A 24,473-nucleotide genomic window follows, 5' to 3' on the forward strand; every position below is an offset into this window, starting at 1 on the left:
CAAGTTAACTTGAGGAATTATACTCCCCAACAGATGAATTAACGAACTGAACACTGAAAAGAGGCAGATTTATGTCCCATCAGAAAATTATTCAGGATCTTATCGCATGGATTGACGAGCATATTGACCAGCCGCTTAACATTGATGTAGTCGCAAAAAAATCAGGCTATTCAAAGTGGTACTTGCAACGAATGTTCCGCACGGTGACGCATCAGACGCTTGGCGATTACATTCGCCAACGTCGCCTGTTACTGGCCGCCGTTGAGTTGCGCACCACCGAGCGTCCGATTTTTGATATCGCAATGGACCTGGGTTATGTCTCGCAGCAGACCTTCTCCCGCGTTTTCCGTCGGCAGTTTGATCGCACTCCCAGCGATTATCGCCACCGCCTGTAATTTTATTGCCCGCGCGTTAACTCCCGCGCGGGTAATTGCTCCATCCATTGCATAAACACCTGCGGCGGCATCGCCTTCGCAAAGAACCATCCCTGGCAATAGCGCACGCCGCGTTTGCGCAGCCAGTTAACCTGCTCCTCAGTTTCGACGCCTTCAGCGATCGTTTTTAACCCCAGGCTGTGCGCCAGCTCGATGATGTGTTCCGCAATCAAATGACTGGTTTTGTGGGTGGTCAGCGTTTCAACAAACGATTTGTCGATTTTCAAAATATCGACATTCAATGATTTAAGGTTATGCAAGTTAGAGTAGCCAATACCAAAATCATCAATTGCCACTTCGTAACCAGCCTGGCGGAAAGCCAGAATAATCGGCGTCATTTTTTCGACATCAAGAAATGCATGCTCAGTCACTTCAAATTTAATTTGCTGCGGACGCACCGCGTATTGCTCTGTTTTCTGATTGATTCGCGCTATCAACCGTGACGTATGAAAATCGGAGGCCGACAGGTTAATAGAAACATAGCGATCTGCATGTGTTGCCAGGTAATCGCCCAGATCGCGGAAGACATTATCAATAACATAATCAGTTATCTGTTCTATCATCCCCTCCTTTTCTGCCAGCGGAATAAACTCTGCCGGATTCATTATTTGCCCCTGCTCACCAAGCCAACGTAACAACGCTTCAGCGCCGATACATTTTTCTGTTTTGATATCGATTATTGGCTGGTAATAAAGACAAAGTTGATGTTTTTCGAGGGCGCGTTGCAATTTACGTTTGGGAGATAAATAGTTTTGTCGAATACGTAGCCAGAGTAATAGCAGAACAAGACTCCCCAAAATACCGGCGGGCAACGCAAAAATAAGATGATTATAAAAATGGGTTATAAGACGTTGATATGAAGTCGCAACAATGGCTGCAATTGGGCGTTTTGTCGAATAAACTGTCGCATATAAATAGCCATTTCTTTGTACGGTTAAATCCTTCAAATGAATCAGCGGAGAAAACGTTGCTGCCGAGGCCTCTTTGCTTAACGAGAAAAAGGTTTTCGTCACCGTATCATACACACCCCATTGCAATGTCGGATCATCAGACATCACTTCACTCCAGAAGAGAGGGTTGATAACCGCCACATAATTTCCCCGCTGCATATAGGTCATTTTATAGCCAGAGAAAAAAGGCGTATCGCGGTAATAATAGATAGAAACGTTAGGTTCACGCTTATAATCGGCCGGTGCAATCGTATAGCCGTTTACAGGCGCTATCAGCGATGAGCATAAAAAATGGTTATCACGGGCATAGATCAATTCATTAATATAAAGATAGCCACGAATAATATTCAACATTCGCTTTTGATGGGCTGGAGTGCAAACTTGCCCCTGATAGCGTTCAGCTGCATCGCTCACTAAATCTGCCTGGCGAATGACCAGCTCGGATTTATCCAGTGCCAGTTGAGCAAAGGTTCGGAGCTGATTATTCACTTCTGATTTTGCCCAAAGGAAGGCAATCCATAGCGAAAGAATGATGGGAAAGAGAACTAAAAAGATAATGCCCGGCAACGCCAGTAATTGGTGTCGTGCACGATGACTCATTGCTATCAATTTCCTGCCTGTTTATACCCGGCCATTGCAAGGTGAAAACCCTGGGTACCGACGTCTTTAGATAAATCTTACGGTATAAATAGCACTTTTGCCTGATTTGAAATTGATACCTTTCTAATCGTCACCTGGATGAAAATAATTCATTGATATTCAAAATTAATTTCCTACAGGAATGCAGAGGCGGCGGGAAGATATGCCCTTAATGCCACTGAAAAACCACATAATCTGTACAGCAATAAAAGTCACGGCCTAATATGGCTAACAAACAATCAATTGTGATATAGTTCACAAAATTAATGAAACAAACAGAGTGTTTCATTTTTGTGTTCTGCAAGCCCCGCGATAGCCAGAGTGTACCACGCCTCCCGTGAACAACGCCGCGCTGTCCAGGGCATCGGCTCTTTTCAGAGGAATTGTTTGATGGCTACCCTCACCACTGGCGTGGTTCTTCTTCGCTGGCAACTTCTTAGTGCCGTAATGATGTTTCTGGCCAGCACACTCAACATCCGTTTTCGTCGGTCTGATTATGTCGGGCTTGCGGTGATCAGCAGCGGTCTGGGCGTTGTTTCCGCCTGTTGGTTCGCAATGGGGTTGCTTGGCATCACAATGGCGGACATCACCGCTATCTGGCACAACATCGAGTCGGTGATGATAGAAGAGATGAATCAGACACCGCCACAATGGCCAATGATTTTGACCTGATACGTAGAAGCCTCCATAACGGAGGCTTCTTTTTTATGGCTGGCAGATGCTTTAATCATCCACCTTAAAACAATATAACCTATTGTTTTAATGACAAATCAGAACGGAATGTCATCATCAAAGTCCATCGGCGGCTCGTTAGACGGCGCTGCCGGAGCGGACTGCTGCGGGCGAGACTGCGCGCCGCCGCTGAACTGATTGCCACCCTGCGGCTGCTGTGGCTGACCCCAACCGCCCTGCGGCTGACCACCACCGATATTGCCACCTGCCGGAGCGCCACCACCCTGACGACCACCCAGCATCTGCATGGTGCCGCCAACGTTCACCACGACTTCTGTGGTGTAGCGATCCTGACCGGATTGATCGGTCCATTTACGGGTACGCAGCTGACCTTCGATATAAACCTGAGAACCTTTACGCAGATATTCGCTCGCCACTTCTGCCAGTTTGCCGAACAGCACAACGCGGTGCCATTCAGTCTGTTCTTTCATCTCGCCGGTCGCTTTATCACGCCAGGATTCGGAAGTAGCCAGCGTAATGTTGGCAACTGCGCCACCATTTGGCATGTAGCGTACTTCCGGGTCCTGACCCAGATTACCAACGAGAATAACCTTGTTTACGCCTCTGCTGGCCATGTTCGTGTCTCCTGAAAAAAATCGTTCTGAATAAGTGTAAACGCGCGATTGTACCATTACCAATAGCGCTTTTACTATGTTGTGACCTCGGTTCCGGGAAACAAACCTGGCCAGACATTGTTACACAACACTCCGGGTAATGCATTCCAATACTGTATATTCATTCAGGTCAATTTGTGTCATAATTAACCGTTTGTGATCGCCGGTAGCACCATGCCACCGGGCAAAAAAGCGTTTAATCCGGGAAAGGTGAATGGATAAGATCGAAGTTCGGGGCGCCCGCACCCATAATCTCAAAAACATCAACCTCGTTATCCCCCGCGACAAGCTCATTGTCGTGACCGGGCTTTCGGGTTCTGGCAAATCCTCGCTCGCTTTCGACACCTTATATGCCGAAGGGCAGCGCCGTTACGTTGAATCCCTTTCCGCCTACGCGCGGCAGTTTCTGTCACTGATGGAAAAGCCGGACGTCGATCATATTGAGGGGCTTTCTCCTGCCATCTCAATTGAGCAGAAATCGACGTCTCATAACCCGCGTTCTACGGTGGGGACAATCACCGAAATCCACGACTATTTGCGTTTGTTGTTCGCCCGCGTCGGCGAACCGCGCTGTCCGGACCACGACGTCCCGCTGGCGGCGCAAACCGTCAGCCAGATGGTGGATAACGTGCTGTCGCAGCCGGAAGGCAAGCGTCTGATGCTGCTCGCGCCAATCATTAAAGAGCGCAAAGGCGAACACACCAAAACGCTGGAGAACCTGGCAAGCCAGGGTTACATCCGTGCTCGTATTGATGGCGAAGTCTGCGATCTTTCCGATCCGCCGAAACTGGAACTGCAAAAGAAACACACTATTGAAGTGGTGGTTGATCGCTTCAAGGTGCGTGACGATCTTACCCAACGTCTTGCGGAGTCGTTTGAAACCGCGCTGGAGCTTTCCGGTGGTACAGCGGTAGTGGCGGATATGGACGACCCGAAAGCGGAAGAGCTGCTGTTCTCCGCCAACTTCGCCTGCCCAATTTGCGGCTACAGTATGCGTGAACTGGAGCCGCGACTGTTTTCGTTTAACAACCCGGCAGGTGCCTGCCCGACCTGTGACGGCCTTGGCGTACAGCAATATTTCGATCCTGACCGCGTGATCCAAAACCCCGAGCTGTCACTGGCTGGCGGTGCGATCCGTGGCTGGGATCGCCGCAACTTCTATTATTTCCAGATGCTGAAATCGCTGGCAGATCACTATAAGTTCGACGTCGAAGCGCCGTGGGGCAGCCTGAGCGCGAACGTGCATAAAGTGGTGTTGTACGGTTCTGGCAAAGAAAACATTGAATTCAAATACATGAACGATCGTGGCGATACCTCCATCCGTCGTCATCCGTTCGAAGGCGTGCTGCACAATATGGAGCGCCGTTATAAAGAGACAGAATCCAGTGCGGTACGTGAAGAATTAGCCAAGTTTATCAGCAATCGCCCATGCGCCAGCTGCGAAGGGACGCGTCTGCGTCGGGAAGCGCGCCACGTTTATGTCGAGAATACGCCGCTGCCTGCTATCTCCGACATGAGCATCGGTCATGCGATGGAATTCTTCAACAATCTCAAACTAGCTGGTCAGCGGGCGAAGATTGCAGAAAAAATCCTTAAAGAGATCGGCGATCGTCTGAAATTCCTCGTTAACGTCGGCCTGAATTACCTGACACTTTCCCGCTCGGCAGAAACACTTTCCGGCGGTGAAGCCCAGCGTATCCGTCTGGCGAGCCAGATTGGTGCGGGCCTGGTTGGCGTTATGTATGTACTGGACGAGCCGTCTATCGGCCTGCACCAGCGCGATAACGAGCGCCTGTTGGGTACGCTTATCCATCTGCGCGATCTCGGTAATACCGTGATTGTGGTGGAGCATGACGAAGACGCAATTCGCGCCGCTGACCATGTGATCGATATCGGTCCTGGTGCGGGTGTTCACGGCGGTGAAGTGGTCGCAGAAGGTCCGCTGGAAGCGATTATGGCAGTGCCTGAATCGTTGACCGGGCAGTACATGAGCGGTAAACGCAAGATTGAAGTGCCGAAGAAACGCGTTCCGGCGAATCCAGAAAAAGTGCTGAAGCTGACAGGTGCACGCGGCAACAACCTGAAGGACGTGACGCTCACGCTGCCAGTCGGTCTGTTTACCTGCATCACAGGGGTTTCAGGTTCCGGTAAATCGACGCTGATTAACGACACACTGTTCCCGATTGCCCAACGCCAGTTGAATGGTGCGACCATCGCCGAACCGGCACCGTATCGCGATATTCAGGGGCTGGAGCATTTCGATAAAGTGATCGATATCGACCAAAGCCCAATTGGTCGTACTCCACGTTCTAACCCGGCGACCTATACCGGCGTGTTTACACCTGTGCGCGAACTGTTTGCGGGCGTACCGGAATCCCGTGCGCGTGGTTATACGCCAGGACGTTTCAGCTTTAACGTCCGTGGCGGGCGCTGCGAAGCCTGTCAGGGCGACGGTGTGATCAAAGTGGAGATGCACTTCCTGCCGGATATCTACGTGCCGTGCGATCAGTGCAAAGGTAAACGCTATAACCGTGAAACGCTGGAAATTAAGTACAAAGGCAAAACCATCCACGAAGTGCTGGATATGACCATCGAAGAGGCGCGTGAGTTCTTTGATGCGGTGCCAGCTCTGGCGCGTAAGCTGCAAACGTTGATGGACGTTGGTCTGACGTACATTCGCCTGGGGCAGTCCGCAACCACACTTTCTGGTGGTGAAGCCCAGCGCGTGAAGCTGGCGCGTGAGCTGTCAAAACGCGGCACCGGGCAGACGCTGTATATTCTCGACGAGCCGACCACCGGTCTGCACTTCGCCGATATTCAGCAACTCCTCGACGTGCTGCATAAACTGCGCGATCAGGGCAATACCATTGTGGTGATTGAGCACAATCTCGACGTGATCAAAACCGCTGACTGGATTGTCGACCTGGGACCAGAAGGCGGCAGTGGCGGCGGCGAAATCCTCGTCTCCGGTACGCCAGAAACCGTCGCGGAGTGCGAAGCTTCGCATACGGCACGCTTCCTCAAGCCGATGCTGTAATCGTTAAGGCCGCTTTCTGAGCGGCCTTTTCCTTTCAGAGTTGTACCAGCAATTTACGCTTTTCTTCCGGTAGTAAATTCACTGCCTGCTGATAAGACGCATCCACCAGATAATAGATTTGCGAATCCGGCAGCGAACCGTCGAGATACACGGTGCTCCAGTGCGCTTTATTCAGATGGCGGCTAGGACGCACATCGCTGTGCTGCTGACGTAGCAGCTCCGCCAGCTCCGGGCTGGTTTTCAGCGAAACAGCTGGGCGATTTTCTACTTCTTTCACCATCGCAAACAGTACATCTTCCACTTTGATCTGCGTCGCTTTCCAGTCGTTATGCACGCTCTGTTCTGCGCCTGGTTTTGCCATGCAATATTGTAGCAACTCCGAAATGGTCATTTTTTACTCCCCTTGTAGTGTCGCGATGATGCGACGCGATCCGCCGTGGATGCGATGTTCCCCCAGCCAGATGCCTTGCCAGGTGCCGGTCTGAATACGCCCTTTATGTAACGGCAATACAAGCGATGTTCCCAGCATTGAGGATTTGATATGAGAAGGCATATCGTCTGCTCCCTCATAGTCATGCTCATAATTTCCGTTGTCGGGAACGGTGCGGAGGAAAAAACGCTCCATGTCGTGGCGTACGGTGGGATCGCAGTTCTCATTAAGTGTCAGAGAGGCGGAGGTATGTTGCAGCAACAGATGCAGTAAGCCGATGTTAACGCGCGGCATATCAGCCAGCTGATTCAGAATTTCATCCGTTACCAGATGAAACCCACGAGATTTGGCGCTAAGCGTGAGCGTCTTTTGATACCACATGTGCTGCTCCTTGATAAAACTCTCTTAATCAGTTTGCAGCAAGACAGCGAAAGGATAAAGGTGTGATTAAAAAAACAGCATTCGGGAGAGCATCACGCTCTCCCGCTCTGTCAGTATTCTGAATTGACGATCACCTCTTCACCAAACGCACCCGCTTGTGGCAAGGGTTTGTAGGTAGAGTTGGAGGCGCGCAGAATGCGGATACCACGAGCGCCGATATCGCGTGCGGCGGTAATATCGTTATCGGAATCGCCATAAAAAATTCGGATATTTTTATCCTGCAGCCATTGCGATTTTGTATTTTGCCCTGGTTTATCGCCCGCAAAGATTACTGGATTCATGTTGGTGGCAGGAATATGAAAATTATCCGCCAGCGTTTTTGAAACCGTTTCTGTTTTCGTCGGGCTACGACCAGTCACAAAGAAGATCGCGTCACCGCGGCGTACATGCATATCAATCAGCTGGCGAGCGACCTCTTTTGGAATGCTGAATTCATCCCAGCCATTGTTCATTTTTTCCCAGAACACAGGATTTTTCAGATAATCTTCGCTTTCTGGTGAGAAGGTTTTTTTGCCGCGCCAGAAGCCCGGGCTGGAAAAAAGTACCGTGTCATCGATATCAAACCCCACCGCCATTGGCGGACGCCCTGCGAGGCTATTTTCAATTTGTGCGACCGAAACCCAATGAATTGGTGCCTGTTCAGCAAGCCTGGCAACGTTAGTCCCAGGGTTAAGCGGTGAAGGAGATGAGGCCAGGGCAACAGCGGAACTGTTTAGAGCGAACAATAAGCAAACGGCACTGATTGCCTGTGTGATCTTGCGCATATTTTTCCCTAAATAGTCAGTATGTTGAAACTTTTTATTGTGAGATTTGTTGCAAAAACCATCTGACCATAACGCCAGCTGCCGGGGAAAGGAAGGATTATCTGCGGTTTTTGTGATGAAAAGCAGGATGATTATATTTAACCCAGTAAATACGTTCCTGTCTTTTTTTGTATAAAAAATGTTTATTACTCGATGTAAGGATACATTAATTTTACGTTTATTATGATGAATCCTCGGCAAATGAGCGAAATTTGATAGAACATTTATCTGCTGTACGATTTAATGAACTTAATGATACAGCATTACAAAAACAATCGAAGTTTATAAAGATGATTCCTGATTGACCAGAACCCTATCCTACAATGGTGACTAATTTTATTACTCCCGATGGAGATGATGATATGAATATATCATATGTGAATAGCAACAAAACGACATCTTTACCTGTTGAGCTAGATGCACTAAATAATAAAGATATCTCTTATGCCAAAGATTTTTCTTATGCTAAAGATTTCTTTTTATACATAGAAACACAGTTAAAAATTGCAAAAGATTTTTGTAGACCTGGAGAAGAAGTATCAAGTTCTATTGCAAGTAAAGTTTTTCACGCATTTATTGATTTAGTTAACAAAATCAGGGGTAAGAAAGACTTTATGTATATTTGCACGCTTTGCTGTTTTGCCGAGGAGGTTAAAGGTGATTATTCTCATTACAGGACCTTTTTATTTGATATTGGTAATCAATATAAGGTTAAACTTACACAAAGCGGAAAAAAAGAGCTCTCTTTAACTTTAGAATTTAACGATACTATAATTGAATCTCAGAAAGTCACAGGCAATAAGGCAAAGCATATTCTTGAGGATATAGAAAAATTCTATCGTAACAAACCCGATACTTATTATTAAATTTAATAATAGTTAGATGTGCAGAAATTATTACTCCACCCAAAAAAACAGGATAAGGAATTCCAGATAATTAGGATAAGCTTAACAATAAAAGAACTAATAACGTTTATTATCTCTCACGTAGAACGATGGCATCAAAAAAATCATCTATAAAGAAAGAGTGAAAGCGACGACAGTTTAATTTCACTGCAGGCTGGGTAGCTCCAGCCTGCTTTCCTGCATTACATCACCGCAGCAAACGCCTTTGCCACACGTTGTACATTTGCCGTATTTAACCCGGCGACACACATGCGACCGCTGGCGATGAGATAGACACCAAATTCTTCACGTAGTCGGTCAACCTGAGCGGCACTTAAACCGGTATAACTGAACATGCCGCGCTGATTAAGCAGATAATCGAAATTGCGTTCTGGCATCTCTGTGCTTAATACCTTCACCAGTTCCTGACGCATTGCCAGAATGCGAGTACGCATCTCTTCTACTTCCGCCAGCCAGCTGGCTTTCAATGCCTCGTCATTCAGCACTGCAGCCACCACCTGCGCACCAAAATTCGGCGGGCTGGAGTAGTTGCGGCGAACTGTTGCTTTCAATTGCCCCAGTACGCGGCCAGCGGCTTCGGCATCTTCACACAGAACAGAAAGTCCGCCGACGCGCTCGCCGTAAAGGGAGAAAATTTTCGAGAACGAATTGCTCACCAGAGCGGGTAATCCAGCGCTGGCAATGGCGCGAATAGCGTAGGCATCCTCTTCCATACCGGCACCAAATCCTTGATAGGCAATATCGAGGAATGGAATAAGCTCGCGGGATTTGAGAATTTCAATCACCGCATCCCACTGATCATTAGTGAGATCGGCACCCGTTGGGTTGTGGCAACATGGATGCAGCAACACAATACTGCGGGCAGGTAATGTTTTCAGCGTCGCCAACAGGTCATTAAAGCGCACGCCGTTAGTCGCTTCGTCATACCAGGGGTAAGTACTCACTTCGAATCCAGCCCCGGCGAATATTGCTACGTGGTTTTCCCAGGTAGGATCGCTGACCCAGACGCCTGATTCCGGGAAGTAGCGTTTCAGGAAATCCGCGCCCACTTTCAATGCCCCTGAGCCGCCAAGGGTTTGAATGGTTGCTACGCGCTGTTGTTGCAGTACTGGATGGTCCGCACCAAACAGCAGCGGCGCAATGGCATGGCGATAGCTGTTAAGCCCTTCCATCGGTAAATAAAGCGAAGCGCCATGAGGCTGCGCATTCAGGCGCGCTTCCGCCTCCGCCACGGCTTGCAGTTGTGGAATAATTCCGTCTTCGTTGTAGTACAGACCGATACTTAAATTCACTTTGTCGCTGCGAGGGTCTTCTTTAAAACGCTCCATAAGCGTAAGAATCGGGTCGCCAGCGTAGGCGTCAACTTTTTGAAACACGCGATGGTTCTCCAGGTTTACGGGCAGGTGGTTAAAACACAATAAACCGGAAGAAGGCGAAGATCGAGTGGATGTTCAGGAGCGAACGGCAATTAGCAACAGAGTGAGACTCATGACAAACGTACATCCGCCAGAGGCACGACCTTTATAAGAGCATGAAAGAACATCAACTTATTGAATTTTTAGGATTTTATTGGCCGGATAAGGCATTCACGCCGCATCCGGCACAGACAATCAAATATTACAGAACGATTAATCCACGTATTTCATCGCGACCCTTGAAGTCAGGCGCGTAATAAGTTCGTAAGCGCTTACTTTCGTCATTTCAGCGATACGTTCTACGGGCAAACCTTCGCCCCATAGAATGACCGGATCCCCGGCTTTGTCCTGCGCTTGTGGACCTAAGTCTACGCAGATCATATCCATCGCCACGCGCCCGACAATCGGTACTTCGCGACCGTTCACCAGCACTGGCGTACCGGACGGCGCGGCGCGCGGATAACCATCGCCATAGCCCATCGCGACTACGCCAAGACGGGTATCACGTTCGCTTACCCAGGTTCCACCATAACCAACAGGTTCTCCGGCTTTATGCTCACGCACGGCAATCAGGCTGGAGGTTAGTGACATCACTGGCTGACAGCCAAAATCGGCACCGGTGGAGCGATCTTCCAGCGGCGAGACGCCATAAAGAATGATGCCCGGGCGCACCCAGTCAAAATGCGACTGTGGCCACAGCAGAATGCCACCCGATGCGGCAATGGAACGTTGACCAGGTTTGCCTTCGCAAAAGGTATTAAAGATAGCGAGTTGTTTCTCGGTTGCGCCACATTTTGGTTCATCCGCGCGCGCAAAATGGCTGACGATATTCACCGGCTGACGAACGTTTTTGCACTGGGTCAGGCGATGATAAAACGCCTCAGCCTGTTCCGGCCTTACGCCCAGACGGTGCATACCGGTATCGAGTTTCATCCAGACGGTAACCGGCTCGTCCAGGCTAGCCTCTTCCAGCGCAGCCAGCTGTTCTTCGTTATGCACGGCGGTATGAAAATGTTGCGCAGAAATCGTCGGCAGATCTCTGGCATCAAAAAAGCCTTCGAGTAACAGTACAGGTTTGGTGATTCCCCCCGCACGCAGTCGCAGAGCTTCTTCGAGACGGGCTACGCCAAAGGCGTCAGCATCGGGGAGCGTTCGCGCGGTCTCAAGAAGACCGTGACCATAAGCGTTCGCTTTCACCACCGCAACCATTTTACTGGCAGGGGCCAGTTCACGAAGACGTTGCAGGTTGTGTCGCAGAGCGCGGCGGTTAATCACAACAGTTGCCGCTTGCATTTGTGTTCCTTGATAAGTGTTTGCTTTAATTACCTAATTCATAAAATAATTATTATTCGTCGTCGTACTGCGGCCCCGCATAGTTGTCGAAGCGCGACCATTGACCGTTAAAGGTCAGGCGTACCGTCCCGATTGGGCCGTTACGTTGTTTACCGATAATAATTTCCGCGATGCCTTTTAAATCACTGTTTTCGTGATACACCTCATCACGATAGATAAACATGATCAAGTCCGCATCCTGCTCGATAGAGCCAGATTCACGCAGGTCGGAGTTGACCGGGCGTTTGTCGGCACGTTGTTCCAGAGAACGGTTCAACTGGGACAGCGCCACCACCGGCACGTTCAGTTCTTTCGCCAGTGCTTTCAGCGAGCGGGAGATTTCTGCAATTTCCAGCGTACGGTTATCGGAAAGCGCCGGTACGCGCATCAGTTGCAGGTAGTCGATCATGATAAGCCCGATGCCGCCGTGTTCACGGGCAATACGGCGTGCGCGGGAACGCACTTCCGTTGGCGTCAGGCCGGAGGAGTCATCGATATAGATATTGCGTTTTTCGAGCAAAATACCCATGGTGCCGGAAATGCGCGCCCAGTCTTCATCATCGAGCTGCCCGGTACGGATTTTAGTCTGGTCAACGCGCGACAGCGACGCCAGAGAACGCATCATAATCTGTTCTGAAGGCATCTCCAGCGAGAAGATAAGTACCGGTTTATCCTGCAACATCGCCGCGTTTTCGACGAGGTTCATCGCAAATGTTGTTTTACCCATCGACGGACGCGCGGCGACGATGATCAAATCCGACGGCTGCAAGCCAGCGGTTTTTTTGTTGAGATCGTCATAACCGGTGTTTACTCCGGTAACGCCATCGTGTGGCTGCTGAAACAACTGCTCAATACGCGCCACGGTTGCGTCGAGCACATCGGCGATGTTCTTCGGCCCTTCGTCTTTGTTTGCACGACTTTCGGCAATTTTAAAGACGCGGGATTCAGCAAGGTCCAGCAGATCTTCGCTGGTACGCCCCTGCGGATCAAAACCGGCTTCAGCAATCTCATTCGCAACCGAGATCATCTCACGGACAACGGCACGTTCACGCACGATGTCCGCATAGGCACTGATGTTCGCCGCACTTGGCGTATTTTTTGACAGCTCTGCCAGATAAGCAAAACCACCGACGCTATCGAGTTGCCCCTGGCGTTCCAGCGATTCCGCAAGGGTAATCAGATCGATAGGACTACCGCTTTCCTGCAAACGCGCCATTTCAGTAAAGATATGGCGGTGTGGGCGGGTGTAAAAATCGTCTGCCACCACACGCTCGGCTACATCGTCCCAGCGTTCGTTATCCAGCATTAAACCGCCCAACACCGACTGCTCCGCTTCGATCGAGTGCGGAGGCACTTTCAGCCCGGCAACTTGTGGATCGCGTTCGCGGGGTTCAGCCTGCTGTTTGTTGAAGGGTTTATTTCCTGCCATAGTGAATGGAGTTACCGAGATAAAGAATGGGTCGAAACTTTACCATATGAAGCAGACCCTGACGATACGTTCTGGAGGACACATGGCAACACGAATTGAATTTCACAAGCACGGTGGCCCGGAAGTACTTCAAGCCGTAGAGTTCACTCCTGCCGATCCGGCAGAGAATGAAATCCAGGTCGAAAATAAAGCCATCGGCATCAATTTTATCGACACGTATATCCGCAGCGGCCTTTACCCGCCGCCATCACTACCCAGCGGATTAGGTACCGAAGCGGCAGGCATCGTGAGTAAAGTCGGCAGTGGTGTAAAGCATATTAAGGCAGGCGATCGTGTAGTCTATGCGCAGTCGGCGTTAGGCGCTTACAGCTCTGTGCATAACATTAATGCGGATAAAGCGGCGATTCTGCCTGCGGCAATTTCTTTTGAACAAGCTGCAGCATCTTTCCTGAAAGGCTTAACGGTTTATTATCTGCTGCGCAAAACCTATGAAATTAAACCCGATGAACAGTTCCTGTTCCACGCAGCGGCTGGCGGCGTTGGCTTAATTGCCTGCCAGTGGGCAAAAGCCCTGGGCGCGAAACTTATCGGCACCGTAGGAACCGCGCAAAAAGCGCAGAGCGCGCTAAAAGCCGGCGCGTGGCAGGTTATTAACTATCGTGAAGAGAATCTGGTCGAGCGATTGAAAGAGATCACCGGCTGTAAGAAAGTGCGCGTAGTGTACGATTCCGTGGGCAGAGACACCTGGGAACGGTCGCTGGATTGCCTGCAACGCCGCGGCTTAATGGTCAGTTTTGGCAACTCATCAGGTGCGGTTACCGGTGTGAACTTAGGCATTCTCAATCAAAAAGGCTCGTTGTATGTGACACGCCCTTCCCTGCAAGGCTATATCACCACGCGGGAGGAATTAACCGAGGCCAGTAATGAACTGTTCTCTTTGATTGCCAGCGGTGTGATTAAGGTCGATGTCGCCGAGCAGCAGAAATATCCGCTGAAGGATGCGCAGCGTGCGCATGAGATTCTGGAAAGCCGGGCGACGCAAGGTTCCAGCCTGCTGATTCCATAAAAGAAATAGGGCTTCCACCTGGGAAGCCCTTTCTTTTTATAGTTCGGCTGTATGTAGGGTACAGCACGATGAATCTGTTAGAGGCGCAATAGTGACAGATTTGATTATCAATTCCTATTTTGTTCTAAGGATAAAACCTTAGGTTGTGATCATCCGCACAATCCCTTAGTAACGCCAGCGGTCATAACGCTGATATTTCGGCACTTTTGGTGCTTTAATCGCCTTAATAACCCACACCACCGCAATCGCCAGTAGTAACCACGGCAGCAACTTAATCATCAATGCCAGCATACCGCCGAGGAACATAATGGCCGTCGCCACAACCAGCGCGGCGATAATGCCCAGCAACGAAACGCCGGTGACCATCAGCATGACAAAAAAGCCAAACACAAAAAGTAGTTCCAGCATGATGCTCTCCCAAATATGAAATCTCTTGCTGGCATTACAAGAATCATGCCAAAAATAATCTATTGATTTAACAGCAAAACGCCCCGCGACGGTGCGCAGGGCGTGGTGAATTTGACTACTTTTTGGTGAAAAGTTAACGCTTATCCGCCACCAGTTTGAGCGCGTGTTCCAGCACATTAATGTCTGCACCCGCTTTATGGGCATTTTCACTTAAATAACGCCGCCACTGCCGCGCGCCAGGAATACCCTGGAACAAGCCCAACATATGCCGGGTAATATGGCCGAGATACGTCCCCTGGCTGAGTTCACGCTCAATGTACGGATACATGGCGCGCACTACCGCCACCGGATCGGCATCGGTATCCGAGGAACCAAAGATCTCCCGGTCTACCGCCGCCAGAATACCCGGATTCTGATACGCCTCGCGCCCGACCATCACGCCATCCATATGTTGCAGGTGTGCTTTGGCCTCTTCCAGCGACTTGATACCACCGTTAATCGACATTGTCAGATGCGGAAAGTCACGCTTCAGTTGATACACACGCGGATAATCGAGCGGCGGGATTTCACGGTTTTCTTTCGGGCTTAACCCCGAAAGCCAGGCTTTACGTGCGTGGATGATAAACATCTCACACTCGCCTTTGCCGGAAACGGTGTTGATGAAATCGCAGAGAAATTCATAGCTGTCCTGGTCATCGATGCCAATACGCGTTTTCACCGTCACTGGAATCGACACCACATCGCGCATCGCTTTCACGCAGTCGGCAACCAGCTGCGCATTACCCATCAGACACGCACCAAACATGCCGTTCTGCACCCGGTCAGACGGGCAGCCGACATTCAGGTTGATCTCATCATATCCGCGCGCTTCTGCCAGCTTTGCACACTGCGCCAGCGCCGCCGGATCGCTACCGCCGAGTTGCAACGCTACCGGATGTTCTTCTTCACTGTACGCCAGGTAATCACCTTTACCGTGAATAATCGCCCCTGTGGTCACCATTTCGGTATACAGCAACGTATTGCGGGAAAGCAGACGCAAGAAATAGCGGCAATGTCTGTCCGTCCAGTCGAGCATTGGTGCAACGCTAAACCGACCACTCCAGTGAACGTCAGTTTTTTCAGGCATTGCGCTGGTTTGGTTGATTTTTTGCATTTCAGAATTACCGTGCATTTTCAAATGTAGAGATTATTTTATCGATATATCATTGGGTTATGTTATTCAGCATCACTGTTCAGGAGGCTCAATAGCGGGGTACTATACCATAACAACAGGAAGCGCCTGTCTCATTGCAAAAGAAAATTGAGATCAAATCAAGGCATGAAGCTCTCACGAAGTGATGGAAATAATCTTATTAGCCGTTAGCCTTGTTAAGGACAATGATAAACAATCCAGGTTCGACGATAAATAAAAAATCACACATTAAACTCCGGTGATATCTCTTCCTGCTAATGGCACTGATAGAAGAAAAAAGAACCCAATAAGTATTAGGTTCTTTTATGTAATGCCTTCCATACCATCGAAGAACTTCACATATTATTTCGCCGATTTAACCCCGAACAAATCATAAATTAAATTAGAAGTATCTGTAAGTATTTTAATCTTTTCCTTTGAGTTTGGGTCAAACGACTTAGCAAAGTCAATTAATTTCGGTGCAGCATCTCGCATTTTGCTTAAAATATCAGGTTCGAGCTTTCCTTCATTCACCAGAAGTGACATTTTATCCAGATAGTCATCAAATTTCATCCCCCCCGGTCCGCCAGATGCTTCATCTCTCCCAGGTACTTCTTCATATCACGTTGAGATAATTCTTCAAACTGAGCTGTCAGATAGTTCTCATTATATTCATTAATATTCACTTTTTCTGCTCCGGCTAAATCTGTGTAGGCACTAGAATATGAAATTGAAATTAACAGCGAAGCAAATAATTTTAAGCTGTTGTCATCATGTTCCTGGCAGGCATTAACAAACGTTAAAAAACCAGAACCTATTGCTTGAAAATGTATATTCGCTAAAGGTTCATTATCCTTAGATTCCTCATAAAATAGCTGAACCGTGGAGGGAAGGCCATTCTTAGTTTCTACATCAAAAGTACATCGTTCAATGGGAGTCGCATCTTTATTATCCCCAGGATTACATATACTATTAATCGCGAAATGAAAAATAGCCCGGTCAACAACTGATGCAATAAAGTCACGATCGTTTAAATCCTCATCAGTGCAATCGTCAATATACTTATTGACCCACATTTTGAGATCATTTATTTGCTCAATTAAAAACACATTTTTTTACGTGCATGCCATAAATTATGCGTGATTCGTTGAATAAACAAATCTATTTTTGCAATAATTATATCCCGATGACGCAGCGCTGCATAATCAATAGATTTACCATATATATTATTTAATTTACCTTTGATTGAACCTCTATTATCTAATTTATCTTTGATTGCATCTTCATTATCGAATTGATTTGAATTGAGTGTTTTATTAAAGTATCCAGTTGCACCGGGTATTATCTTCAACATGATTCATCTACCTTTTTTGTCGTACCGTGTCCTCCTTATAATTCTTTTGCCATCTGGTCACTATCAAAAATCGCTCATAATTTCTGAACTACAGGTATGCGTTTAAACCCAGTTAAATAAATAGCGAGTTAACTTGAAGCAATTTATTTAAAAATGAATTATTAATTATTATCGTGTTGATAATGGTACGACAAGGCAACACAACACCTTACCTACAAAACAGAAAATCAACATTACGGCAACAATAAGGGTTCTCGGTGTTTTTCCTGGAACATGGTAAAGTAAGGACATTCTTAACCCCCACTTTGAGGTGCCCGATGGAAAAGACCACAACGCAGGAGTTATTAGCGCAGGCTGAAAAAATCTGCGCGCAGCGTAATGTGCGCCTGACCCCACAGCGCCTGGAAGTGTTGCGCCTGATGAGTCTGCAGGATGGCGCTATCAGCGCTTATGATCTGCTTGATTTACTGCGCGAAGCTGAACCGCAAGCCAAGCCGCCAACGGTTTATCGCGCGCTGGATTTTCTGCTTGAGCAAGGTTTTGTGCATAAGGTGGAATCCACCAACAGTTATGTGCTCTGTCATCTGTTCGACCAGCCCACGCATACGTCAGCCATGTTTATATGCGATCGCTGCGGCGCGGTGAAAGAAGAGTGTGCAGAAGGCGTGGAAGACATTATGCATACGCTGGCGGCAAAAATGGGGTTTGCCCTGCGGCATAATGTGATTGAAGCACATGGGCTCTGTGCGGCATGCGTGGAAGTGGAAGCGTGTCGTCATCCTGAACAGTGCCAGCATGATCACTCTGTGCAGGTGAAAAAGAAACCGCGTTAAGAGGGCGTACATCCTTGTACACGTCGGGCAGGAGGGATTAATTACCAGCGATATTCATTGCGGGTTTCCCAATCCACGACCTCTTTTTCTGCCTGATCTTTCTGATAACCATAACGTTCCTGGATTTTACCGACCAGTTGATCACGTTTACCTTCAATGATCGTCATATCATCATCGGTCAGTTTGCCCCATTGCTCTTTCACTTTACCTTTAAACTGTTTCCAGTTACCGCCGGCTTCATCTTTATTCATAATCAAGACCTCATCGTTAGGTTGTGAATGAGAGTACGTTCACTTTTCTTCTGAACGTGAGATTAAGTGTAGTCAGCAATTTGGCTTAGGATAATTTATTCAGAATTTTTAACCGTCACGTTGCGGCAAACCAGGTACCGTTGCGCCAGTGACGCCGCCAGATAGCCGCCAGAGAAAGCCCGCGCAACGCCAGAAAGACGGTTAATGCCAGCCACAAACCATGATTACCCAGCCACGGCAGCGTAAGGAGCGTCAGCGCAAAACCTGCGGCGGCCACCGCCATACTGTTACGCATTTCGGCGGCACGCGTTGCGCCTATAAACATGCCGTCCAGCAGATAACACCAGACGCCAACCAACGGCAAAATCACCTGCCAGATAAGATAGCGGTCAGCCAGCTGCTGAATCTGGGTTAACGACGTCAGCAACGCAATGATGTGTTCCCCTGCCAGCAAATAAACCACCGAAAACAGTAACGCTACAATCCCCGACTGGCGGCACGCTGCCCGCCATACATCCAGCAACTGGCTACCGTCGCGCGCACCGTATGCCTGACCGGAGTGCGCTTCAACCGCGTAGGCAAAACCATCAAGCGCATAGGCGGTAAAGGTGAGTAGCGTCATCAGAACCGCGTTAACAGCGACAATGTCACTCCCCAGTCGCGCACCAAGTACGGTGATCGCGCCGAAACAGAGTTGCAACAACAGCGAACGCAGCATGATATCGCGGTTAAGCGCCAGCAAGCGACGGAAGTTTCCTCGCCAGGCAGTTTTCAGCATTTCGCCGGAAATTCCGCGTAGTTTGAGGATTTTACGCACCATTAGCAGACCAATCAGCAATGTTGCATATTCCGCAATAACCGTCGCCAGCGCCGCGCCCTGCACGTTCATATGCAGCCCCATCACCAGCCAGACATCCAGCACAATGTTGAGGATATTGCCGACCACTAACAAAATTACTGGCGCACGGGCATATTGCACGCCGAGTAACCAACCGAGTAATACCAGATTCGCCAGCGACGCCGGAGCGCTTAACCAGCGGATTTCAAGAAAGCGCCGCGCCTGTTCCAGGACCGCTTCACTACCGCCAACAATATGCAGCGCCAGATCGATAATCGGTGTACGCAGCAGCGCAATTAACGCCCCAGCCCCCAACGCCAACAGCAACGGTTGCACCAGCGCACGGGCTAATGCCTGAGGATTTTTGGCACCATAAGCCTGCGCAGTCAGCCCGGTGGTGCTCATGCGTAAAAACAGCAACAGCATAAAGAGAAAGCTGGTCGCCGTTGCACCAACCGCCACGCCGCCCAAATAAACCGGGCTATCAAGATGACCAATTACCGCCGTATCGACCAGTCCCAGCAACGGAACGGTGATATTGGAGAAAATCATGGGTAAGGCGAGATGCCAAAGTGCTTTATCAGATGAAGTGAGGAATGCCATGCAGACAAGCCTGATGAAGAGAGATGAAAAACAAACCGCGACGCCTGGCGGCATCGCGGTCTCAGAGATATGTTACAGCCAGTCGCCGTTGCGAATAACCCCAACCGCCAGCCCTTCAATGGTGAAGCTCTGCTGACGAAGGTCAACGACAATTGGTTTAAACTCGCTATTTTCTGGCAACAGTTCGACTTTATTGCCCTGTTTTTTCAGGCGCTTAACGGTAACTTCGTCATCAATACGTGCGACAACGACCTGACCGTTACGTACATCCTGAGTTTTATGCACTGCCAGCAAGTCACCATCCATAATGCCGATATCTTTCATCGACATCCCGCTGACGCGCAGCAGGAAATCAGCATTCGGCTTGAACAAGGAAGGATCGACCTGATAATGACCTTCAATATGCTGTTGCGCCAGAAGCGGTTCACCGGCAGCCACACGACCTACCAGCGGCAACCCTTCTTCCTCTTCCTGCAACAGACGAATCCCGCGTGATGCGCCGGAAACAATTTCAATAACGCCTTTGCGTGCCAGCGCCTTCAGATGTTCTTCAGCCGCGTTTGGGGAACGGAACCCCAAACGCTGCGCGATTTCCGCACGCGTCGGCGGCATACCTGTCTGGCTGATGTGATCACGGATGAGATCAAACACCTCTTGTTGCCTGGCCGTTAACGCTTTCATTCCGCCCCCTGGGTGTATATACAGTTATGCTGTGAGTATATACAGCAAAAGGCGATTTTGGAACCATAAACTGCACAATAAACCAGAGATTTATCGAAATCTGGAAGGGTTATCCAAAATGCGACCATAACAGAATGCACCAGGTAATCACGGCGACGATAATGGCAATCAGCACCGCGGCGGATCCCATATCTTTAGCGCGTCCGGAAAGCTCATGGTATTCAGAGCCAATTCGGTCAACCACTGCTTCGATGGCGCTATTGAGAATTTCCACAATCATCACCAGCATCACGGAGCTGATAAGCAGCACGCGGGTAATTGCGTCCACATCCAGCCAGCAGGCGATGACCACCGCCAACAATACCGCTACGCCTTCCTGACGGAATGCCGCTTCGTTGATCCATGCAGCGCGTAAACCTTTCCAGGAATAGCCAGCAGCTTTGATAATTCGGGTGAATCCAGTGGTATTATTGGCCATTGAAAGAACCTTTTTACATTATGAGCGTCAATATCAGTGTACCGTTAAATCCGATGATTCGGGTTTGCGTAACGCCGCGCGAAACATGAGCGGATACCACAGAATTTCCCATGACTTTCTGCTATCCTTGCCGCGCATTTGCATTATTAACCAGAGGCTTTACATCGTTTATGTCCGGCTGGCCACGAATTTACTACAAATTACTGAATTTACCATTAAGCATCCTGGTAAAAAGCAAGTCTATTCCGGCAGATCCTGCCCCGGAACTGGGGCTGGATACTTCTCGTCCAATTATGTACGTTTTACCGTACAACTCGAAAGCAGATTTGCTGACGTTACGCGCCCAGTGTCTGGCTCATGACTTGCCTGACCCGTTAGAGCCGCTGGAAATCGACGGCACGCTACTGCCGCGCTATGTGTTCATTCACGGCGGGCCGCGTGTATTCACCTATTACACGCCGAAAGAAGAGTCTATTAAGCTGTTCCACGACTATCTCGATTTGCACCGTAGCAACCCAAATCTGGATGTGCAGATGGTGCCAGTATCGGTGATGTTTGGTCGCGCGCCGGGGCGTGAAAAAGGCGAAGTAAACCCGCCGCTGCGTATGCTTAACGGCGTACAGAAATTTTTCGCCGTACTGTGGCTCGGTCGCGACAGTTTTGTGCGTTTCTCGCCGTCAGTTTCGCTGCGCCGTATGGCGGATGAACACGGCACGGATAAAACTATCGCACAGAAACTGGCGCGCGTGGCGCGTATGCACTTTGCCCGTCAACGTCTGGCTGCTGTGGGCCCACGTCTGCCTGCTCGTCAGGATCTGTTTAATAAGCTGCTCGCCTCCCGCGCCATTGCCAAAGCGGTAGAAGATGAAGCGCGCAGCAAAAAAATCTCCCATGAAAAAGCGCAGCAGAACGCGATTGCGCTGATGGAAGAGATTGCGGCGAATTTCTCTTACGAGATGATCCGCCTGACTGACCGCATTCTGGGCTTCACCTGGAACCGACTTTATCAGGGCATCAACGTCCATAACGCCGAGCGCGTTCGCCAGCTGGCCCACGACGGTCATGAGCTGGTGTATGTGCCTTGCCACCGCAGTCACATGGACTACCTGCTACTTTCTTACGTGCTGTACCACCAGGGGCTGGTGCCGCCGCATATCGCCGCCGGGATCAACCTGAACTTCTGGCCGGCCGGGCCGATTTTCCGCCGTCTGGGGGCGTTCTTTATTCGCCGTACTTTTAAAGGCAATAAACTTTATTCCACCGTTTTCCGTGAGTATCTCGGCGAACTGTTCAGCCGTGGTTATTCCGTCGAGTACTTCGTGGAAGGCGGTCGTTCCCGCACGGGGCGTTTGCTGGATCCGAAAACCGGTACGCTGTCGATGACCATTCAGGCGATGCTGCGTGGCGGCACGCGTCCGATTACGCTGATTCCGATCTATATCGGTTATGAGCACGTCATGGAAGTGGGTACTTACGCCAAAGAACTGCGCGGCGCGACGAAAGAGAAAGAGAGCCTGCCGCAGATGCTGCGCGGTTTAAGCAAGCTGCGTAATCTCGGTCAGGGTTACGTCAACTTCGGTGAACCAATGCCGTTGATGACCTACCTTAACCAGCACGTACCAGACTGGCGTGAATCTATCGATCCCATCGAAGCGGTGCGTCCGGCCTGGTTAACGCCGACGGTCAATAATATTGCTGCCGATCTGATGGTACGCATTAACAACGCAGGCGCGGCAAACGCCATGAACCTGTGTTGTACTGCGCTTCTGGCATCACGTCAGCGCTCACTCACCCGCGAGCAGTTAACCGAGCAACTCAACTGCTACCTGGATCTGATGCGCAACGTACCTTACTCCACAGACTCTACCGTTCCTTCAGCCAGCGCCAGCGAGCTTATCGATCACGCGCTGCAAATGAACAAGTTTGAAGTCGAGAAAGACACTATCGGCGACATCATCATTCTGCCACGCGAGCAAGCGGTGCTGATGACCTACTATCGCAACAACATTGCGCATATGTTGGTGCTGCCTTCGCTGATGGCGGCAATTGTCACCCAGCATCGCCACATCTCCCGCGACGTATTGATGGAGCACGTCAATGTGCTTTACCCAATGCTGAAAGCGGAGCTGTTCCTGCGCTGGGATCGCGACGAGTTGCCGGACGTTATTGATGCGCTGGCAAATGAGATGCAACGTCAGGGGCTGATTACCCTGCAAGATGATGAGTTGCATATCAACCCGGCGCATTCTCGCACCCTACAGCTGCTGGCCGCAGGCGCGCGCGAAACGCTGCAACGTTATGCCATCACCTTCTGGTTGTTGAGTGCCAACCCGTCGATCAACCGCGGTACGCTGGAGAAAGAGAGCCGCACCGTCGCGCAACGTCTCTCCGTGCTGCACGGCATCAACGCGCCGGAGTTCTTCGACAAGGCGGTGTTCAGTTCTCTGGTGCTGACGCTGCGTGATGAAGGGTATATCAGCGATAGCGGCGACGCCGAACCGGCAGAAACGATGAAGGTTTATCAGTTGCTGGCGGAGTTGATTACATCAGACGTGCGTTTGACGATTGAGAGTGCGACGCAGGGCGAAGGGTAATCAGAGAGAATTGCCGGATGCGGCGAAAACGCCTTATCCGGCCTTCCATAATCTGCAAATTCAATAAATTGCGATGTGTTGTGTAGGCCTGAGAAGCGCCGCGCATAAGGCAACCCAGAAGAAAGCCGGATGATCATCCGGCTTTTTTACATCATCAGAAATGCCAGTAACTCATTGCCAGTCCTAAAAACAGTACCAGACCAACATAGTTATTATTCATAAATGCTTTAAAGCAGGCTTCACGCTCGCGGTTGGCAATCAGTTTTTGTTGATAAACAAACAGCGCGCCAGCCACCACAATTGACCAGTAATATCCCCAGCCTAAGCCATTTAACTCACCGATGATCGCCATCAGTGCCAGTACGCCAATCTGCAAAATACCAATAATCAATTTATCGTATTGGCCGAACAGGATTGCCGTGGATTTAATGCCAATCTTCACATCATCATCGCGGTCAACCATCGCATACTGCGTGTCGTAAGCCACCGCCCAGAGAATATTGGCGAGGAACATTAACCAGCAACTCAATGGCACCGACTCACTCACAGCGGCAAAAGCCATTGGAATCGACCAGCCAAACGCCGCGCCCAGCACCACTTGCGGGAGATGGGTATACCGCTTCATAAACGGGTACACCCACGCCAACGCCAGAGCGGCAATCGACAACAGAATGGTCATCGTATTCAGCGTCAGTACCAGTAAAAACGAAATCAGTACCAGCACTACAAACAGCGCGCGCGCCTCTTTCTCTGTTACCGCGCCGCTGGGAAGTGGTCGGTTCGCCGTGCGCTTAACATGACCATCAAACTTTCGGTCAGCATAATCATTCACCACACATCCAGCAGCGCGCATCAGCCAGACACCCGCGACAAATACCGCCAGGATCCAGAGCTGAGGAACGCCCGGTGTCGCCACCCACAACGCCCATAATGTTGGCCAGAGCAGCAGTAACGCGCCAATTGGCTTATCCGTACGCATTAAGCGATGAAACGCCAGCAGCTTATTCTGCGTCAGACTCCACTCCATATTTTTTT

The 24,473-nt window shown here is 49.8% G+C and carries 22 protein-coding genes and 2 pseudogenes; 8 read left to right on the forward strand and 16 right to left on the reverse strand.

Features of this window, described 5'->3' with window-relative positions; translation table 11 throughout:
• The first annotated feature begins 71 nt into the window (after positions 1-71).
• Positions 72-395: a superoxide response transcriptional regulator SoxS gene (gene soxS / locus ACJHXA_RS10780; RefSeq protein WP_000019358.1), complete on the forward strand. Its 324-nt coding sequence runs from the start codon at positions 72-74 to the stop codon at positions 393-395.
• Between the two features lie 2 nt (positions 396-397).
• Here soxS and pdeC read toward each other — a convergent pair whose 3' ends face one another.
• Complete coding sequence (gene pdeC, locus ACJHXA_RS10785) at positions 398-1,984, reverse strand: c-di-GMP phosphodiesterase PdeC (protein ID WP_000019536.1); 1,587 nt, start codon at positions 1,982-1,984, stop codon at positions 398-400.
• A 429-nt stretch (positions 1,985-2,413) separates the two neighbouring features.
• Between pdeC and ACJHXA_RS10790 the strand changes: the two genes are divergently transcribed.
• A complete protein-coding gene (locus tag ACJHXA_RS10790) occupies positions 2,414-2,695 on the forward strand; it encodes a YjcB family protein (RefSeq protein ID WP_001295689.1) in 282 nt (93 codons plus the stop codon).
• Positions 2,696-2,793: 98 nt separating this feature from the next.
• On the opposite strand, the gene ssb1 is transcribed toward ACJHXA_RS10790, so the two are convergent.
• A complete protein-coding gene (gene ssb1 / locus ACJHXA_RS10795; protein ID WP_000168305.1) occupies positions 2,794-3,330 on the reverse strand; it encodes a single-stranded DNA-binding protein SSB1 in 537 nt (178 codons plus the stop codon).
• 253 nt (positions 3,331-3,583) lie between these two features.
• On the opposite strand from ssb1, the gene uvrA reads away from it, so the two are divergent.
• On the forward strand, positions 3,584-6,406 hold the full coding sequence (gene uvrA / locus ACJHXA_RS10800; protein ID WP_000357740.1) for an excinuclease ABC subunit UvrA: 2,823 nt from the start codon (positions 3,584-3,586) through the stop codon (positions 6,404-6,406).
• A gap of 34 nt (positions 6,407-6,440) precedes the next feature.
• Here the strand turns inward: uvrA and ACJHXA_RS10805 are convergent, their stop codons facing one another.
• The 3 genes from ACJHXA_RS10805 to aphA form a co-directional block, all read right to left on the reverse strand.
• Positions 6,441-6,797 carry an MmcQ/YjbR family DNA-binding protein gene (locus ACJHXA_RS10805; protein ID WP_000155657.1) on the reverse strand — a complete coding sequence of 119 codons (357 nt, stop codon included), beginning with the start codon at positions 6,795-6,797 and terminating at the stop codon, positions 6,441-6,443.
• A gap of 3 nt (positions 6,798-6,800) precedes the next feature.
• Positions 6,801-7,217 carry a secondary thiamine-phosphate synthase enzyme YjbQ gene (locus ACJHXA_RS10810; protein ID WP_000270372.1) on the reverse strand — a complete coding sequence of 139 codons (417 nt, stop codon included), beginning with the start codon at positions 7,215-7,217 and terminating at the stop codon, positions 6,801-6,803.
• A gap of 110 nt (positions 7,218-7,327) precedes the next feature.
• Positions 7,328-8,041 (reverse strand): acid phosphatase AphA, encoded by a 714-nt coding sequence (aphA, locus tag ACJHXA_RS10815; RefSeq protein ID WP_001315956.1) that lies wholly within the window; start codon positions 8,039-8,041, stop codon positions 7,328-7,330.
• Between the two features lie 401 nt (positions 8,042-8,442).
• Between aphA and ACJHXA_RS10820 the strand changes: the two are divergent.
• Positions 8,443-8,665, forward strand: a pseudogene (locus ACJHXA_RS10820) (hypothetical protein).
• A 29-nt stretch (positions 8,666-8,694) separates the two neighbouring features.
• Complete coding sequence (locus ACJHXA_RS10825; protein WP_000275035.1) at positions 8,695-8,946, forward strand: hypothetical protein; 252 nt, start codon at positions 8,695-8,697, stop codon at positions 8,944-8,946.
• Between the two features lie 221 nt (positions 8,947-9,167).
• Here ACJHXA_RS10825 and tyrB read toward each other — a convergent pair whose 3' ends face one another.
• The 3 genes from tyrB to dnaB all read right to left on the reverse strand — a co-directional run bounded on the left by tyrB (position 9,168) and on the right by dnaB (position 13,161).
• A complete protein-coding gene (gene tyrB, locus ACJHXA_RS10830) occupies positions 9,168-10,361 on the reverse strand; it encodes an aromatic amino acid transaminase (protein ID WP_000486997.1) in 1,194 nt (397 codons plus the stop codon).
• Between the two features lie 252 nt (positions 10,362-10,613).
• On the reverse strand, positions 10,614-11,693 hold the full coding sequence (gene alr / locus ACJHXA_RS10835; protein ID WP_001147328.1) for an alanine racemase: 1,080 nt from the start codon (positions 11,691-11,693) through the stop codon (positions 10,614-10,616).
• A gap of 52 nt (positions 11,694-11,745) precedes the next feature.
• Positions 11,746-13,161, reverse strand: a complete 1,416-nt coding sequence (dnaB, locus tag ACJHXA_RS10840; RefSeq protein ID WP_000918363.1) for a replicative DNA helicase — start codon at positions 13,159-13,161, stop codon at positions 11,746-11,748.
• Positions 13,162-13,243: 82 nt separating this feature from the next.
• On the opposite strand from dnaB, the gene ACJHXA_RS10845 reads away from it, so the two are divergent.
• The gene (locus tag ACJHXA_RS10845) at positions 13,244-14,227 is read left to right on the forward strand and encodes a quinone oxidoreductase (protein ID WP_000235518.1); all 984 of its coding nucleotides are present in this window, start codon (positions 13,244-13,246) and stop codon (positions 14,225-14,227) included.
• A 165-nt stretch (positions 14,228-14,392) separates the two neighbouring features.
• On the opposite strand, the gene pspG is transcribed toward ACJHXA_RS10845, so the two are convergent.
• The 3 genes and pseudogenes from pspG to ACJHXA_RS10860 form a co-directional block, all read right to left on the reverse strand.
• On the reverse strand, positions 14,393-14,635 hold the full coding sequence (gene pspG, locus ACJHXA_RS10850; RefSeq protein ID WP_000891389.1) for an envelope stress response protein PspG: 243 nt from the start codon (positions 14,633-14,635) through the stop codon (positions 14,393-14,395).
• Positions 14,636-14,768: 133 nt separating this feature from the next.
• Positions 14,769-15,806 (reverse strand): tRNA dihydrouridine(20/20a) synthase DusA, encoded by a 1,038-nt coding sequence (gene dusA, locus ACJHXA_RS10855; protein WP_001298868.1) that lies wholly within the window; start codon positions 15,804-15,806, stop codon positions 14,769-14,771.
• Positions 15,807-16,169: 363 nt separating this feature from the next.
• Positions 16,170-17,160: pseudogene (locus ACJHXA_RS10860) on the reverse strand (DUF2713 family protein).
• Between the two features lie 317 nt (positions 17,161-17,477).
• Here ACJHXA_RS10860 and zur point away from each other — a divergent pair.
• Entirely contained in the window at positions 17,478-17,993 is a 516-nt protein-coding gene (gene zur, locus ACJHXA_RS10865; protein ID WP_001295691.1) for a zinc uptake transcriptional repressor Zur, read from the forward strand.
• Between the two features lie 41 nt (positions 17,994-18,034).
• Here the strand turns inward: zur and ACJHXA_RS10870 are convergent, their stop codons facing one another.
• From ACJHXA_RS10870 to dgkA, 4 genes are all read right to left on the reverse strand, one after another.
• Positions 18,035-18,244, reverse strand: a complete 210-nt coding sequence (locus tag ACJHXA_RS10870; protein WP_001030593.1) for a CsbD family protein — start codon at positions 18,242-18,244, stop codon at positions 18,035-18,037.
• A gap of 115 nt (positions 18,245-18,359) precedes the next feature.
• Positions 18,360-19,685 (reverse strand): MATE family efflux transporter DinF, encoded by a 1,326-nt coding sequence (gene dinF, locus ACJHXA_RS10875; protein ID WP_001298861.1) that lies wholly within the window; start codon positions 19,683-19,685, stop codon positions 18,360-18,362.
• Between the two features lie 72 nt (positions 19,686-19,757).
• Positions 19,758-20,366, reverse strand: coding sequence for a transcriptional repressor LexA (lexA, locus tag ACJHXA_RS10880; RefSeq protein WP_000646078.1), 609 nt, complete (start codon positions 20,364-20,366; stop codon positions 19,758-19,760).
• A gap of 109 nt (positions 20,367-20,475) precedes the next feature.
• Positions 20,476-20,844: a diacylglycerol kinase gene (gene dgkA, locus ACJHXA_RS10885; protein WP_000002907.1), complete on the reverse strand. Its 369-nt coding sequence runs from the start codon at positions 20,842-20,844 to the stop codon at positions 20,476-20,478.
• Between the two features lie 170 nt (positions 20,845-21,014).
• On the opposite strand from dgkA, the gene plsB reads away from it, so the two are divergent.
• Positions 21,015-23,438, forward strand: coding sequence for a glycerol-3-phosphate 1-O-acyltransferase PlsB (gene plsB / locus ACJHXA_RS10890; protein ID WP_000017354.1), 2,424 nt, complete (start codon positions 21,015-21,017; stop codon positions 23,436-23,438).
• Between the two features lie 154 nt (positions 23,439-23,592).
• On the opposite strand, the gene ubiA is transcribed toward plsB, so the two are convergent.
• Positions 23,593-24,465, reverse strand: a complete 873-nt coding sequence (ubiA, locus tag ACJHXA_RS10895) for a 4-hydroxybenzoate octaprenyltransferase (RefSeq protein WP_000455228.1) — start codon at positions 24,463-24,465, stop codon at positions 23,593-23,595.
• Positions 24,466-24,473: the final 8 nt, after the last annotated feature.

The organism is Escherichia sp. WS33, from assembly GCF_046486385.1.
In the GTDB taxonomy this organism is placed as follows: domain Bacteria; phylum Pseudomonadota; class Gammaproteobacteria; order Enterobacterales; family Enterobacteriaceae; genus ECMA0423.

Excerpts from the sequence above, each read along its gene's own strand:
- ACJHXA_RS10825 (WP_000275035.1), top strand. The coding sequence starts at position 8,695 with ATGTATATTTGCACGCTTTGCTGTTTTGCCGAGGAGGTTAAAGGTGAT.
- zur (WP_001295691.1), top strand. The coding sequence starts at position 17,478 with ATGGAAAAGACCACAACGCAGGAGTTATTAGCGCAGGCTGAAAAAATC.
- ACJHXA_RS10870 (WP_001030593.1), bottom strand. The coding sequence starts at position 18,244 with ATGAATAAAGATGAAGCCGGCGGTAACTGGAAACAGTTTAAAGGTAAA.
- ACJHXA_RS10790 (WP_001295689.1), top strand. The coding sequence starts at position 2,414 with ATGGCTACCCTCACCACTGGCGTGGTTCTTCTTCGCTGGCAACTTCTT.
- dusA (WP_001298868.1), bottom strand. The coding sequence starts at position 15,806 with ATGCACGGTAATTCTGAAATGCAAAAAATCAACCAAACCAGCGCAATG.
- dnaB (WP_000918363.1), bottom strand. The coding sequence starts at position 13,161 with ATGGCAGGAAATAAACCCTTCAACAAACAGCAGGCTGAACCCCGCGAA.
- soxS (WP_000019358.1), top strand. The coding sequence starts at position 72 with ATGTCCCATCAGAAAATTATTCAGGATCTTATCGCATGGATTGACGAG.
- pdeC (WP_000019536.1), bottom strand. The coding sequence starts at position 1,984 with ATGAGTCATCGTGCACGACACCAATTACTGGCGTTGCCGGGCATTATC.
- dinF (WP_001298861.1), bottom strand. The coding sequence starts at position 19,685 with ATGGCATTCCTCACTTCATCTGATAAAGCACTTTGGCATCTCGCCTTA.
- pspG (WP_000891389.1), bottom strand. The coding sequence starts at position 14,635 with ATGCTGGAACTACTTTTTGTGTTTGGCTTTTTTGTCATGCTGATGGTC.
- ubiA (WP_000455228.1), bottom strand. The coding sequence starts at position 24,465 with ATGGAGTGGAGTCTGACGCAGAATAAGCTGCTGGCGTTTCATCGCTTA.
- ACJHXA_RS10845 (WP_000235518.1), top strand. The coding sequence starts at position 13,244 with ATGGCAACACGAATTGAATTTCACAAGCACGGTGGCCCGGAAGTACTT.
- alr (WP_001147328.1), bottom strand. The coding sequence starts at position 11,693 with ATGCAAGCGGCAACTGTTGTGATTAACCGCCGCGCTCTGCGACACAAC.
- plsB (WP_000017354.1), top strand. The coding sequence starts at position 21,015 with ATGTCCGGCTGGCCACGAATTTACTACAAATTACTGAATTTACCATTA.
- uvrA (WP_000357740.1), top strand. The coding sequence starts at position 3,584 with ATGGATAAGATCGAAGTTCGGGGCGCCCGCACCCATAATCTCAAAAAC.
- ssb1 (WP_000168305.1), bottom strand. The coding sequence starts at position 3,330 with ATGGCCAGCAGAGGCGTAAACAAGGTTATTCTCGTTGGTAATCTGGGT.
- lexA (WP_000646078.1), bottom strand. The coding sequence starts at position 20,366 with ATGAAAGCGTTAACGGCCAGGCAACAAGAGGTGTTTGATCTCATCCGT.
- dgkA (WP_000002907.1), bottom strand. The coding sequence starts at position 20,844 with ATGGCCAATAATACCACTGGATTCACCCGAATTATCAAAGCTGCTGGC.
- aphA (WP_001315956.1), bottom strand. The coding sequence starts at position 8,041 with ATGCGCAAGATCACACAGGCAATCAGTGCCGTTTGCTTATTGTTCGCT.
- ACJHXA_RS10805 (WP_000155657.1), bottom strand. The coding sequence starts at position 6,797 with ATGACCATTTCGGAGTTGCTACAATATTGCATGGCAAAACCAGGCGCA.
- ACJHXA_RS10810 (WP_000270372.1), bottom strand. The coding sequence starts at position 7,217 with ATGTGGTATCAAAAGACGCTCACGCTTAGCGCCAAATCTCGTGGGTTT.